Consider the following 13,636-nt stretch of genomic DNA (forward strand, 5'->3'; position numbering starts at 1 on the left):
AGACGATCATGGACAACCCCACTGACAGCGCAGGCAAATGTCCTGTTGCACATACGCATAAGGCTCCGACTGCCAGGACGAATCGTGACTGGTGGCCGAACCAGCTGAACGTTCAGATTCTTCATCACAATTCCGGCCGCGCCGATCCGTTGGGCCAGGCCTTCGATTATGCCGAAGAGTTCAAGAAGCTCGATCTCGACGGCCTGAAGAAGGATCTTCAAGCACTGATGACGGATTCGCAGGACTGGTGGCCGGCTGATTTCGGTCACTACGGCGGTCTTTTCATCCGCATGGCCTGGCACAGCGCGGGCACCTACCGCATCACCGACGGCCGCGGTGGCGCCGGCCAGGGCCAGCAGCGTTTCGCGCCGCTCAACAGCTGGCCTGATAATGCCAACCTCGACAAGGCCCGCCGCCTGCTCTGGCCGATCAAGCAGAAATACGGCAACCGCATCTCCTGGGCCGACCTTCTGATCCTCACCGGCAACGTCGCGCTCGAATCCATGGGCTTCAAGACCTTCGGTTTCGCCGGCGGCCGCGCCGACGTCTGGGAGCCGGAAGAACTCTACTGGGGTCCTGAAGGCACCTGGCTCGGCGACGAACGCTACAGTGGCGAGCGCGAGCTGGCCGAACCGCTCGGCGCCGTGCAGATGGGCCTCATCTATGTCAACCCCGAAGGCCCGGGCGGCAATTCCGATCCGCTGTCTTCCGCCCGCGACATCCGCGAAACCTTCGCCCGCATGGCGATGAACGACGAAGAGACCGTGGCGCTGATCGCCGGCGGCCACACCTTCGGCAAGACGCATGGCGCCGGCGACCCGTCCCTGATCGGCCCCGAGCCGGAAGGCGGCGCGATCGAGGATCAGGGCCTCGGCTGGAAGAGCTCGTTCGGCACCGGTGTCGGCAAGGATGCCATCACCGCCGGCCTCGAGGTCACCTGGTCGCAGACGCCAACCAAGTGGAGCAACTACTTCTTCGAAAACCTCTTCGCCTTCGAATGGGAACTGACGACGAGCCCGGCCGGCGCGAAGCAGTGGCAGGCCAAGAACGCCGAAGCCTCCATTCCGGATGCCTACGACGCCTCGAAGAGGCACCTGCCGACCATGCTGACGAGCGATCTGGCACTGCGTTTCGATCCGGCCTACGAGAAGATCTCGCGCCGCTTCCTCGAGAATCCAGACCAGTTTGCCGACGCTTTCGCCCGCGCCTGGTTCAAGCTGACCCATCGCGACATGGGACCGAAGGTACGCTATCTCGGCCCGGAAGTTCCGGCCGAAGACCTGATCTGGCAGGATGTGATCCCGGCCGTCGACCATCCGCTCGTCGACGACAAGGACATTGCCGACCTCAAGGAAAAGGTTCTCGCCACCGGCCTCACCGTGCAGGAACTGGTCTCGACCGCCTGGGCGTCAGCCTCGACCTTCCGCGGCTCCGACAAGCGCGGCGGCGCCAATGGCGCGCGCATCCGCCTTGCCCCGCAGAAGGACTGGGACGCCAACCAGCCGGCGCAGCTCGCCAAGGTGCTCGGCGTTCTCGAAGGCATCCAGAAGGACTTCAACGCCGCCCAGACCGGGGCTAAGAAGATCTCGCTCGCCGACCTGATCGTTCTCGCCGGTGCAGCAGGTGTCGAGAAGGCGGCAGCGGCCGGCGGCAACGCCGTCAGCGTGCCCTTCACGCCGGGCCGCATGGATGCCTCCGAAGCCCAGACCGACGCGCATTCCTTCGCAGCGCTCGAGCCGCGTATCGACGGCTTCCGCAACTACGTGAACGACAAGCGCCATCAGTTCATGAAGCCGGAAGAAGCACTCGTCGACCGCGCCCAGCTCCTGACGCTGACCGGACCTGAGATGACCGTCCTCGTCGGCGGTCTGCGCGTCCTGAAGGCAGGCAGCCCCGAGCACGGCGTCTTCACCTCGCGTCCCGAGACGCTGACGAACGACTTCTTCGTCAACCTGCTCGACATGGGCACGCAGTGGGTTCCCCTCGCCGGCAAGGAAGGCGTCTATGAAGGCCGCGACCGCAAGACCGGCGCTGCCAAGTGGACCGGCACCCGCGTCGACCTGATCTTCGGCTCGCACTCGCAGCTTCGCGCCTTCGCCGAAGTCTACGGCCAGGCCGACGCCAAAGGGAAGTTCGTCAGGGACTTCGTCGCCGCTTGGACCAAGGTCATGAATGCCGACCGCTTCGACCTCGTCTGATCGGTAGCATTTTGCCCGGGCGCAGTTTCGGCTGCGCCCAGGCATTTCTTTTTTGGGTCGGTTTGCGCTTCCACTGCAGCCCTTCTTCTCCCTCATCTCTGTGCTCGGGCTCGACCCGAGTGATGTCACGGAGATCCACTGCGCCCAAGTCCTTAGGCGCGCGAGACGTCCTTGCTTTGATTGGAGTCATTCACCGCGCAGACGCGGGGTGGCGCCACATGTGCGTTTTAGCGAGGCAGAATGCCGAAAGGCGAGAGTGACAGCAGATCGGGATCGGTCGTGGCCGTCGCCGTCGCTACCTGGGCATAGCTCATGCTGTAACCGTAGGTGAGGACGCGGTTACCGTCGATCATGAAGAATTGCGCCTCATCCAGGCCGGGCTGCAGGGCACCCGTCACGGTGACGGTCTCGTACATTCTTGTAAGGTGCAAAGGCGCTTGCGGAACGACCCGAACCAGTTGGTTGGGCGGAGGGGAAGGCATGTGGCTGCAGGCTCCGGCCCAAGGCACCAGCATGAATTCGTAGACAAGATCGCCATCCTGGTCGATCGGCAGAACGAAGCCCGTCAATTCGATCGGATGTTCCTCGCCGTGCCAGGCGAGTGTTTCGCCCTGCGGACCGCTCACCGGCTTACCCGACAGCGGCACCGTCGCCTTGGGCTGATCGGCCGGCCGTAAAGCGCTCCAGAAGATAGGCTGCGCAGCAGCGAAGGCGTCAGAAATCGGCCATGCGGAACAAAATGCGAGCGCCGCGAACGTCAGGAGGAAAGGTCTGTGTTTCATCATTGCATCTCCACCGCCGGCCGCTTTGACCACCTTGCCGCTGCCGCGTGGATGCTACTCCCGATCCCGCTTAGCCGTCAAAGCTTCGGGCGCGGATTACTCAGGCTTTGCAAAGAATAAGGAGAGGGCGTGCCGTGGCCACCCTCCGCCGTTTCGTCGCACTGCGATGCCAATTGTTTTGGGGAAACTGGTGCGTCGGGCCGATCTCACAGCTGTGGGGGAGATGACCGGCAGGCCAGGCTCAGGAGACCCCGCATGGGGTATCTCCCTGCCGGACCGGCAAGCCATGAGGCCTTACTTCTCCGGCATCATCGAGGAGTGGTGCGAGGTGATCAGCCAGTTCCCGTCCTTGAACTCATAGGTATAGGTGTAGCGGGCGGGAACCTTCGAGCCGTCCTTCATGGTGAAGGTGTAGGTGCCGAGGTCGACGGCCCAGTTGCAACCGATCTTGATGTCGCGACTGTCGACATGGCCCTTGGGCTCATTCGCCAGGAAGTGTTCGAAATAATCGATCCGTTCGGCCTGGGTCAGGCGAGGTTTGTTCGACAGCGTCGCGAGAAGCACGGAATCTTCGCTGTAGTTCTTGGCGACCTCCTGAGGGCTCAGCGTCGCAAGCGAGGTATTCCAGCGATCGAAGAGCTTGGCGATTTCCGCCTCGCTTGTCGGCGCACAGGCTGCGGTTTCGGCAGCCGCCGCGGCCGACTGGACCTGAACGAAACCGAGAACGAGAGCGGCAGCAATGATGGTACGCATTTTGACTTTCCTATGTGGCGGTTCCGGCGGACATCGCATCGGTCAACCGCATGACCAGCAATTTAAGTATCCTGAGCTGCCGCCTCATCTGCCGGGTGGCTTCGATCCGATCTGCCGAACGGCATAGATGACATTCCCGCCGGAATGACTATCGTGCCGGCGTCATTCATCTTCGGAGCGGTCCTGTTGGGCATGGAGCACGATACAAGTCCGACGCATTCGCCAAACGTTGCGGAATTGCGAGCCCTTTACCGGGCCGCGGAAGCGCGAGCGGCACGTCTGCGTTTCATCATCGAAGTGCAGAACCTGCTCGATGCCGCGGCATTCGAAACGGCTGCCCGGGACGTTCTGTCCCGGCTTGCAGATTTCGCAGGAGCATCGCTCGCTAGGCTCGTTTTCCCCTCATTGCAGGGAGAGGCGCCCGTGCAGCTGACGGTGGGTAAGTCGACGAGCCCGGAAAGCGACACCATCCTGTTTGCCTCTCAGGACGGCTCCGATCTCTGTTTGACGATCATCGGCTCGTCGAAAGCCCGCGCCATCGATGCCGACGACCGGCAGACATTGGAGGTGGTGGCCGGGCAGCTCGCCGACGCCTACAATCTCAATCGGCAGGCAGCGGAAAATCAGGCGCTTCTCGGCGATCTCCAGCGGCAGCGAAGTGAACTCGCGGCCCTTGTGGCCCAGTTGATCCAGGCGCAGGAACAGGAGCGGCAGCGCGTGGCGCTCGATCTTCACGACGGCTCGGCGCAACTGGCCGCCGGCCTCAGCTACCGCCTGCAAGACCTTGCGGCCCGCATCGGCGAGGCGCATGCCCTGAAGCCGGAGATCGACCAGCTCGCTGCATTGGCGCGCCATTCCGTTGCCGATCTCAGGGCCGCTATAGCCGATCTTCGCCCGCCCGAACTCGATGATCTCGGTGTCGCGGCGGCGCTGCGCACGCGTCTCGATGCGATCGACGGTCTCGAAGTGATCGCCGACCTCGATGCCGCCTCCGATCGCTGGCCGACATCGACCGGCATCATCTTCTACCGCGTCGCGCAGGAAGCGATCACCAATGTGATCAAGCACGCCGAGGCAAGCCGGCTAGTCGTGCGTCTCTTCGAGGACGGCATGGGCGAAGCGCATCTCGAAGTGATCGACGATGGCAAAGGCATCGGCGAATTGCGCCATCCCCAGATGCGGGGCGGGCGGCTCGGCATCGTCGGCATGCGTGAACGGCTGGCGCTGCTCGGCGGCCGCATCGAGATCGGGGCCGGATCTTCGGGCGGCACGCATCTCCGCGCCGCAGCCCCTCTTGCGCAGGAGACGCCATCAGAATGACGGCATCGATCCTTGTCGCCGACGATCATGACATCGCCCGCGCCGGCCTTATCGCCATGATCGGCGGCCAGGACGATTTCCATGTCGCCTGGGACGTGCGCGACGGCGTCGAGGCGGTGGAGGCCGCAGCTCAGCACAAGCCGGATCTGGCACTCCTCGACATCCGCATGCCGCGTATGGACGGCCTTGCCGCGACGAGGGAGATCCGGCGCGTGTCGCCCGGCACGCGCGTCATGATCATCACGATGCATGACAGCCTGGATTATCTGGAAGCGGCGATCGAAGCCGGCGCCACCGGCTACCTGCTCAAGGATGCCAGCCGGGAAGACATTCTCCGCACGATCCGGCGCGTCCTTCAGGGCGACGCCTTCTTCGACGGTCCGCTGGTCGCCAAGCTGCTGCGCCGCGCCGCCACCAAGCCGCAGACCAACAGCAGCGCCCTGGAGACGCTGACGATCCGGGAGCGCGAAGTCTTGGCGAAAGTGGCCGAGGGCCTGACCAACAAGGAAATCGCCAGGGCGCTGAAGATTTCGCCTGGCACCGTGAAGATCCATGTCGAGCGCATCATCAGCAAGCTGGATGCCGGGGACCGAACGCAGGCCGCGGTCATGGCCGTTCGCGGCGGGCTCGTTGAAACGTCGAAAGAGCAGCAATGACCGCGACCACGACAGGGAACGGGATGACGTGGCGCTTCGCCGACCTTCCGCTCAGAGCAAAGGGCATCGTCATCATCACGGTGCCGCTGGCGCTGCTGCTGGCGGCGCTTGTCTCGGTCTTCGTGGCCGACCGGCAAAGCCGGATTGCTGAGGATCAGGTGCGGGTGACGCTGGAGATCCAATCGGGCATTCAGGAGATCCACGCCTCGATCGCCGAAGCCGCCACCGCGATGCGCGGTTATCTGCTGACCGGCAGAAGTGATTTTCTCGATCCTTTCGACCGCGCCGAGGATAGGCTGCCCGTCGTGCTCGACGAGGTCGGCCGCCGATTGCGGGATTGGGAGCAAAAGATGCGCCTCGACCGCATCCGCGCCTTGGTCGACGCGAAAGTCGACCGTCTCCAACTCCTGAAACAGGCCGATACCCTGCGCGCCGGCGGACGCGAGGACCTTGCGGCCAAGCTCATCGAGGGCAAGCAGGTCCTCGATGAGCTGAGACAGGAGATCGACGCGATGAGCCGGCGGGAGGCGGATCTGCTTCACTCGAGAACCGAGGCCGCGGACCGGGTTCGCACTCTGTCGCGAAGCCTGATGATCGCCGCCGGCTTTCTTGGTTTTGCCGGCGCGCTCGTCGCCGTCTTCCTGTTTTCGGCAAGCATCGTGCGCCGTGTGCATGCGCTGAAAGCCGAGGCGCATCGGCTGTCGCAAGGCGAGGTCGTGACGGTGGCGGACCCCTTCCGCGATGAACTGGGGAGCCTCGGACAGGCGCTCGAAGATGCGAGCGTCCTTCTGAAAAGACGCGAGGCCGATCTGACCGAGAGCGAGGAGCGCTTTCGGCAATTGGTCGAAGGTGTCAGCGACTACGGCATCTTCGGGCTCGATACGACAGGGCGGGTGGTGAGTTGGAATGCCGGCGCCGAGCGGATCACCGGTTATGGCGCCGAGGAGATCGTCGGGCAGCATTTTTCCCGCTTCTATCCCTCTCAAACCAGGGATACATGTCCGGCAGAAGAGCTTGCCAAAGCAACCCGTCATGGGCGCACCGAAGCGGAAGGCTGGCGCGTGCGCAAGGACGGGGCGCAATTCTGGTCGCACGTCGTCGTGACCGCGCTCCATGACGAGGCGGGCCGGTTGCGCGGCTTTTCCAAGATCACGCGTGACATTACCGAGCGCAAGCAAATCGAAGAGGCCCTGCTTGCCGCGCGCGAGGATGCGATCCGCGCGAGCAATGCCAAGAGCGAATTCCTGTCGCGCATGAGCCACGAACTGCGCACGCCGCTGAATTCCGTGCTCGGTTTCGCGCAGCTTCTGGAAATGGACGTCACCGATGCCGAGTCCAGGGAAAGCGTCGCGCAGATCTTGAGGGCCGGCCGGCATCTGCTCAGCCTCATCGACGAGGTTCTCGACATGGCGAGGATCGAGGCCGGGCGCATGGATCTCGCGGTCGAAGCACAGCCCGTCGCCGAGGTGATCGATGAGGCCGTGTCGCTTGCAAGACCGCTCTGCGGCAAGCAGCAGATCACGATCGAGGTCGTCGAGCCGGCCGAGCCGGATCTTTCGGTGCTCGCCGACCGACGGCGGCTGCTGCAGGTGTTCCTCAACCTTCTCTCCAATGCGGTGAAATACAATCGCCCCCAAGGAAGCGTGACCGTCAGCCACCGCGCGATGGATGGCGGCCATATCCGCATCGAAGTCAGCGATACCGGTCCCGGCATTCCGGCTGAACGCCTCTCCCGGCTGTTCACGCCATTCGATCGGCTGGGAGCGGAACGGATGAGCCAGGAGGGAACCGGTCTCGGACTTGCGTTGTCGAAACATCTGACGGATGCCATGGGCGGAACGCTCGGCTTCAGCAACCGGGAAGGCGGCGCCACGTTCCATATCGATCTGCCGCGCGTGCCGGCGTCGGTAGAGGCAAGGCAGGCTGCGATGCGAAGCCCACCTTAATGGTATCGCCTTTGATTTGGTCGCGCTGCTTGATATCAGTTCGGCATCGCTTCAACGAAGTATTGGGTCCATGACAGATTCCACCGATATCGTGCGAGGATCGACAATCCTGATCGTCGACGACGAGCCCGCCAATGTCTCGCTGCTGGAGCGCATCCTCAAGCGCGAAGGCTTTACCGCGCTGATCAGCACCACCGAACCGCGCGAGGCCTTGCGGCTTTTCCGCGAACATCCTGTCGATCTCGTTCTCCTCGATCTGATGATGCCCGATCTCGACGGCTTCGCCCTGCTGGAGACCTTTGCGAGGCTCATTCCCGAAAACAGCTATCTGCCGATCCTGGTGCTCACTGCGGATGCGACCCTGCCGACGCGCAGACGGGCGCTTTCGCTCGGTGCGAAGGATTTTCTGACGAAGCCCTTCGATGCGATCGAGGCGGTGCTTCGCATCTTCAACCTTCTCGAAACACGTATCCTGACACTGGAACTCGCCAAACACGGACTGGCGACGCCGAAATCGGAGCGTCCCCGGATTGATTGATCGGGATCGATTGATGGTGCCAGTTATCTTGGCGTATGGGCGTTAGGCCATTGGCGAATGTTGACCCAGCAGTGCAGCGGAAATCGGCAGCAATGAGACGGCTGAACCAGGCGCATGGCGCCAATGACGGGGCCGGCCGCAAGCCGGCCCCCTAGAATTCAGAACATCGTGTTCTTGTTGGCAGCCTCGCTCGGAACCGCCTGGATCACGTCCCAGTGCTCGACGATCTTGCCGTCCTTGACGCGGAAAATATCGACGATGGCCTGGCCGCGGTCGTCGACGCCGTTCGTCGCATGCACATGCAGCCAGACGAGATCGCCATCGGCGGCGCTGCGGACGATCTCCGCCTTCGATTGGGCATTGTCCTTGAAGAAGCCGGAGAAGAAGGAAATCAAAGGTTTCTTGCCGTCGGGAACCTGCGGATTGTGCTGCCGGTAGTCGTCGGCGACGACCGAGGCGGCTTCCAGATCGTGTTTGTTGAAGAAGCTGTCGTAGAACTCCACCACCAGCTTCCGGTTGGCTTCCTCGACCTTCAAATCCCGCGAGGCCGATTCAGCAAAAGCGCCGGCCGGCGCGGCGACGCCCGCCAGAATGACGAGTGCGAAAAGCGATTTCCCGAGTGTCATGTATCAAGCTCCTTGGTATGGATCGGCGATATGGTCTAGAAAGCAGACTATGAGAGCTGGTCTATGAAACCTCGACATGTCGAGCAAGGAGGCAGGTTTTGGTGGCAAGGTCAGCCGATAGTGACCGAGGAGGCAGCATGCCCAGGGAAACGGACGAGCCGAAACAGCGGCCTGGGGCGGGATGCCCGATCAGAGGCGTGCTCGATCGTATCGGCGATCAATGGAGCCTGCTCACCCTCGAGGCGTTGGAAGACGAGAAGAAGCGTTTCAACCAGCTGCTGCATGAGATCGGGGACATCTCGAAACAGATGCTCTCCAAGACGTTGAGGCATCTGGAGCAGGACGGCTTCATCAGGCGCACCGTCTATCCGGAGGTGCCGCCGCGCGTGGAATATGAGCTGACGGAGCTGGGGCAATCCTTTCTCATCCCCATGAAAGCCCTGATCGGATGGGCTGAGCAGAACCATACGGCAATCAAGAGCGCGCGGCAGCGATACGAAACCCCTTAGCGCGAACGTTTAAGAAAGCCTCATACTGAGGAACCTCGAAGGACGAGGCGCGCGCTTGCTCCGTCAGGCGAGCAGAACCTTGCCACCGGTCCGGAACGGAAGGGCGGATTGCAGCGCCTGGCCGACCTTTTCCAGAGGAAACACCTCCCGCACCTCGGTCGCGATGATCTTCGAGGCGATCTGTGCCGCGATCTCGGAATAGGCGCGCTGGACGTCGCTCATCGCTTCGGAATGGACCCATTCCCGCAGATGACAATAGGAAAAGACCATATCGGGATGGGAGGCCCAGAAGGAAGCTGGGATGCTCTGGCCCGAAAGCAGGCCGTAATGCACGAAATGCCCGCCCGGCCTCAGCGCATCGGCGAGGAGGGAGGCGCGCGCGCCGCCGACGCAATCGAGCACCGCGTCGAGCCCGTATCGACCGGTGAGACCGGCAACGAGGTCGCTGTCCGCCCTGTCGACGATGACCGTCTCGAGGCGGCCGCGCAGGCGCGAGAGCGAGGCTTCGCTGCGAACGATCGCCACCGGCTCCACGCCCGCGGCATTGGCGAGCCCGATCAAGATCGATCCGATCGAAGAGGCGGCAGCATTGATGGCGATGCGCATGCCGGGCTTCAGCCCGATCTTGACGTGCAGCATCAGCCAGGCCGTCATCGGGTTGACGTAGCTGGTCGCCGCTTCGAAATCGGTGAGTTCATCCGGAACACGAAGGCACCAGCCGGGATCGGTATCCTTGAATTCCTGCCATCCGCCGGCGCTGCGCACCGGCAGCACGCGTGTTCCGGGCGAAAGCCCGTAAACCTCTTCACCGCACTGTTCGACCACCCCGAATGCCTCGAAGCCCGGAATGAAAGGCAATGTCGTGCGTCCGGCATAGGCCCCTGATATGGTGATGATATCGGAGGGATTGATCGACCGCGCCAGCAGACGCACCCGGACCTGGTCGCGCCGCAGCGGCGTCAGTGCGGCCCGCTCGATCTCGACGACGTCTTGAGCCGGCCCGAATTTTCGCACGACCGCCTGATATTGCATTGCATCCCCCACACACTCCCGGTTAGATCACGCCTTCGAATTTGGGTGATCGAATGAGTATTGACGACAGGCCTTTAGCATCCTTCCGGGTCTCGATGCGAGACATCGACATTTATGGCCATGTCCACAACTCCGTCTATCTCGATTATTGCGAGGATGCGGTCGTCGAGTTCCTGCGGCACCGGCAAATTCTCAGCCATTTCCGCCATACCTCCTCCGGCGTTGCCTATCACGTGAAGAAGGCGGAGATCACCTTCCACAACCCGATCGACGTCGATGACGTCGTCGAAGCGAAGGTCAGCATCGAGAAAATCGGGCGATCGAGCCTCTCATTTGCAATCGAACTCTTTCGCCAGCGCGACGGCGCCCATTGCGCATCGGCTGGCCTCGTCTGGGTATGTGTCAGTCTTTCCGACAGCCGCCCGACACCAATACCGGACGCGACCAAAACCGCTTTGTCTCTGGGTTAGTCGCCGATCAATCAAGCCCAGTGGGTATTTATGCCGCTCCATGCGCAGCTTCTTCGACATGCAACGGAGACACCGGACAAGCCGGCGCTGGTGATTGACGGGCATTCCCTGAGCTACGGCGAGCTTTATTCCCGCGCCAAGGCAATCTATCGGTTTCTCCAGAAGCTCCCCCGCTCGAACCGCCGCATGCTCGATCTACCCGGTGTGGACAAGCTTGCCGCTCTCAGCCTCGGCAACCATATCGGCTTTGCCGAATATTTTGCAGCTGCTACCGCCTTCCCGACTGCTTGCGCGGTGATCGATCCGATGATGCCGCCGGAAAGGATCGAACGCATTGTCGAGCGCCTGGCGCCGGACGTGCTTGTTGTTGACGATGCTGCAGGCCCAAGCGCCGAAATCGGCCGCAGGTTCGGCATACCGGTGATCACGGCCAGTGCGGAGCCCTTCGACCTCGCCGCGACGGGAGACGACCTGCCTGTCGATACCGACGGAATCTTCCTGATCGGTTTTACCTCGGGCACCACCGCCGAGCCGAAAGCCTATTATCGCTCACGCGAGCAGTGGCGCCGAAGCCTCGACCGGGGGCGCGTCGTTTTCCAACTGGAAGACGCACCCTCCACCATGTGCCCGGGAGCCCTCGCGCATGGGCTGGCGCTTTACGCCTTGGTCGAAGCCTTGGATGCCGGGGCGACCTTCCATTCGGTCAGGAAATGGGAACCCGGCACGGTCGCGCGTATTCTCTCCTCCGCGCAGATAGAACGGCTGGTTGCCGTGCCGACGCATATAGCGGGCATCGCGCGGGCCTGGTCGACGGAGCCCGCTTTGACATCGCTGCGCGACGTGCTGACCGCCGGCGCAAAACTCGACGTGAACGGCGTCGACTCCATGCGCCGCCTCTTTCCGAAGGCGCGCATTAGCGAATATTACGGCGCCTCCGAGATCGGCTTCATGACGGTCTCGACCCTCGTTGGCGGCGCATTCGATTTTCCGATCGACCGGGTTGGACAAGCCTATCCCGGCGTCGAAATCTCCATTCGTGATCCGAATGAAAACGACGTCGGGAGCGACGTGCCGGGCACCATTTTCGTCAGAAGCGACCTGATCGCCGATGGCTATCTCTGGGGCGACGACGGTCAGGCGTTCCGGGTCACGGAAGCCGGAGCGACGGTCGGAGATCTCGGCGAACTCGATGCAAACGGCATGTTGCGGGTGATCGGCCGGGCGGGCGGCATGATGATATCAGGCGGCAACAACGTTTATCCTGCCGAAGTCGAGAGCGCGTTGAAAGCCTGCCCAGGGGTCGAAGATGCCGTTGTCTTCGCGCTACCGGACGCCTATCTGGGTCAGCGGATCATTGCTGTCGTCTCGGGAGAGATGAAGGACGCGAAAATCCTGGCCGATCATTGCGCGCGAGAGCTCGCCAGGTACAAGATCCCCAAGCAATTCTACTATATCGGAACCTGGCCGATGACGAGCAGCGGCAAGATCTCGAGGGGGCAAGTGGAGACATCAGTGGTTTCTGGAGGCGATCTTGTCTTACGCCTATCAGCCTGACGAGGATTGGCAGCCTGTCGTGGTTGCCGCTTACCGCACCCCGATCGGCCGGGCTTTCGGATCGCTTGCGACCGTCGCGGCGGAAGACCTGCTTGCGCCGATCATCCGTCGCATTGTTGCCGAAACGGGAATTGCGCCCGAAACAATAGACGACGTGCTGGTCGGCAATGCCGCAGGCGGCGGCGGAAACATCGCGCGGCTGGCAGCCCTCACCGCCGGCCTGCCCATGGTGGTTCCGGGTATGACGATCGACCGGCAATGCGGCTCGGGCCTGGAAGCGATCATCATGGCAGCCCGGCTGATCCAGGCGAAAGCGGGCTCGTGTTTTCTGGCCGGCGGCGTGGAGAGCGTCAGCACCGCGCCATGGCGCGTCGAAAGACCTAAGGCGAATGGGGCGCTGCCGCGCTTTTATGGCCGCGCCCGGTTTTCGCCTGAAACGATCGGCGACCCGGAAATGGGAATTGCCGCCGAAAACGTCGCACGTCAGTTCGGCATATCGCGCCAGCGACAGGATGAATTCGCCCTGCGCAGCCACCGGCTCGCCGTGCAGGCGGCCGAGGCGGGCATCTTTCGACCCGAGATCGTTGAAATTTCCACCAGCCACGGCCTGATAGAACGGGACGAGTGCCCCCGCGCCGCGACATCTCTTGAGGCGCTTGCAAACCTCCGGCCAGTGTTCCTGCCGGATGGTTCGGTGACGGCAGGCAATGCCTGTCCGCTGAACGACGGCGCCTGCCTGGTGCTTGTCATGAGCCGCGGAATGGCAAGAAGCATGGGCATCGACGAGGGCCTGGCCTTCATCGACAGTGCCGCTGCCGGTGTGGATCCCAATCTGCTCGGCATCGGGCCGGTCGCCTCGACCAGGAAACTCATGCAGCGTCAGCCCGGGCTCTTGCTCGCGGGCATCGATGCCATCGAATTCAACGAGGCCTTCGCGGCCCAGGTTCTGGCGTCGCTGGATCAGCTCGAAATCCCGGCCGACGCGGTCAACAGGAACGGCGGCGCCATTGCCTTGGGCCATCCATTCGGGGCCTCCGGCGCCGTCCTCGTGACCCGTCTATACAGCCAGATGATCCGCGACACCGGGGGAACCTTGATGACAGGCGCGACCGGGCTTGCGATGATCGGTATTGGCGGCGGCATCGGACTGACTGCCATGTTTGAGGCTGTCGAGCTTTCCTGAACCCAAGGGGCAACAGCGTCCGGCGCGAGACCATACGACGGTATTGCCTGCCCTCACCCTTGAACCAAT

At 62.7% G+C, this 13,636-nt stretch carries 13 protein-coding genes; 9 read left to right on the plus strand and 4 right to left on the minus strand.

What is annotated here, in order from left to right:
- The first annotated feature begins 8 nt into the window (after window positions 1-8).
- On the plus strand, window positions 9-2,198 hold the full coding sequence (gene katG / locus FHT79_RS25565) for a catalase/peroxidase HPI (protein ID WP_183904419.1): 2,190 nt from the start codon (window positions 9-11) through the stop codon (window positions 2,196-2,198).
- Window positions 2,199-2,425: 227 nt separating this feature from the next.
- On the opposite strand, the gene FHT79_RS25570 is transcribed toward katG, so the two are convergent.
- Together FHT79_RS25570 and FHT79_RS25575 are read right to left on the minus strand one after the other, a co-directional pair.
- Complete coding sequence (locus FHT79_RS25570) at window positions 2,426-2,983, minus strand: DUF3299 domain-containing protein (protein WP_063474032.1); 558 nt, start codon at window positions 2,981-2,983, stop codon at window positions 2,426-2,428.
- Window positions 2,984-3,274: 291 nt separating this feature from the next.
- On the minus strand, window positions 3,275-3,733 hold the full coding sequence (locus FHT79_RS25575; RefSeq protein ID WP_063474031.1) for an SgcJ/EcaC family oxidoreductase: 459 nt from the start codon (window positions 3,731-3,733) through the stop codon (window positions 3,275-3,277).
- A gap of 144 nt (window positions 3,734-3,877) precedes the next feature.
- Here FHT79_RS25575 and FHT79_RS25580 point away from each other — a divergent pair, with 144 nt between their 5' ends.
- From FHT79_RS25580 to FHT79_RS25595, 4 genes are all read left to right on the plus strand, one after another.
- Window positions 3,878-5,053, plus strand: coding sequence for a sensor histidine kinase (locus FHT79_RS25580; RefSeq protein WP_246714053.1), 1,176 nt, complete (start codon window positions 3,878-3,880; stop codon window positions 5,051-5,053).
- Window positions 5,050-5,709 (plus strand): response regulator transcription factor, encoded by a 660-nt coding sequence (locus tag FHT79_RS25585; RefSeq protein ID WP_183904420.1) that lies wholly within the window; start codon window positions 5,050-5,052, stop codon window positions 5,707-5,709. The genes FHT79_RS25580 and FHT79_RS25585 overlap by 4 nt, the downstream gene beginning before the upstream one ends.
- 23 nt (window positions 5,710-5,732) lie before the next feature.
- The gene (locus tag FHT79_RS25590; RefSeq protein WP_246714054.1) at window positions 5,733-7,655 is read left to right on the plus strand and encodes an ATP-binding protein; all 1,923 of its coding nucleotides are present in this window, start codon (window positions 5,733-5,735) and stop codon (window positions 7,653-7,655) included.
- A 70-nt stretch (window positions 7,656-7,725) separates the two neighbouring features.
- Window positions 7,726-8,193, plus strand: coding sequence for a response regulator (locus FHT79_RS25595; RefSeq protein ID WP_047616656.1), 468 nt, complete (start codon window positions 7,726-7,728; stop codon window positions 8,191-8,193).
- 158 nt (window positions 8,194-8,351) lie between these two features.
- On the opposite strand, the gene FHT79_RS25600 is transcribed toward FHT79_RS25595, so the two are convergent.
- Window positions 8,352-8,819 carry a nuclear transport factor 2 family protein gene (locus FHT79_RS25600; protein WP_183904422.1) on the minus strand — a complete coding sequence of 156 codons (468 nt, stop codon included), beginning with the start codon at window positions 8,817-8,819 and terminating at the stop codon, window positions 8,352-8,354.
- A gap of 137 nt (window positions 8,820-8,956) precedes the next feature.
- On the opposite strand from FHT79_RS25600, the gene FHT79_RS25605 reads away from it, so the two are divergent.
- On the plus strand, window positions 8,957-9,328 hold the full coding sequence (locus tag FHT79_RS25605; RefSeq protein ID WP_183904423.1) for a helix-turn-helix domain-containing protein: 372 nt from the start codon (window positions 8,957-8,959) through the stop codon (window positions 9,326-9,328).
- Between the two features lie 63 nt (window positions 9,329-9,391).
- On the opposite strand, the gene FHT79_RS25610 is transcribed toward FHT79_RS25605, so the two are convergent.
- The gene (locus FHT79_RS25610) at window positions 9,392-10,360 is read right to left on the minus strand and encodes a zinc-dependent alcohol dehydrogenase family protein (RefSeq protein WP_183904424.1); all 969 of its coding nucleotides are present in this window, start codon (window positions 10,358-10,360) and stop codon (window positions 9,392-9,394) included.
- A gap of 53 nt (window positions 10,361-10,413) precedes the next feature.
- Here FHT79_RS25610 and FHT79_RS25615 point away from each other — a divergent pair, with 53 nt between their 5' ends.
- The 3 genes from FHT79_RS25615 to FHT79_RS25625 are packed head-to-tail and all read left to right on the plus strand — an operon-like array spanning window position 10,414 to window position 13,567.
- A complete protein-coding gene (locus tag FHT79_RS25615) occupies window positions 10,414-10,830 on the plus strand; it encodes a thioesterase family protein (RefSeq protein ID WP_183904425.1) in 417 nt (138 codons plus the stop codon).
- A gap of 30 nt (window positions 10,831-10,860) precedes the next feature.
- Window positions 10,861-12,384 carry an AMP-binding protein gene (locus tag FHT79_RS25620; RefSeq protein WP_183904426.1) on the plus strand — a complete coding sequence of 508 codons (1,524 nt, stop codon included), beginning with the start codon at window positions 10,861-10,863 and terminating at the stop codon, window positions 12,382-12,384.
- Window positions 12,362-13,567, plus strand: a complete 1,206-nt coding sequence (locus FHT79_RS25625) for a thiolase family protein (protein WP_168333311.1) — start codon at window positions 12,362-12,364, stop codon at window positions 13,565-13,567. The genes FHT79_RS25620 and FHT79_RS25625 overlap by 23 nt, the downstream gene beginning before the upstream one ends.
- Window positions 13,568-13,636 lie beyond the last annotated feature (69 nt).

Source organism: Rhizobium sp. BK212 (assembly GCF_014197475.1).
GTDB classification, from domain to species: domain Bacteria; phylum Pseudomonadota; class Alphaproteobacteria; order Rhizobiales; family Rhizobiaceae; genus Rhizobium; species Rhizobium anhuiense.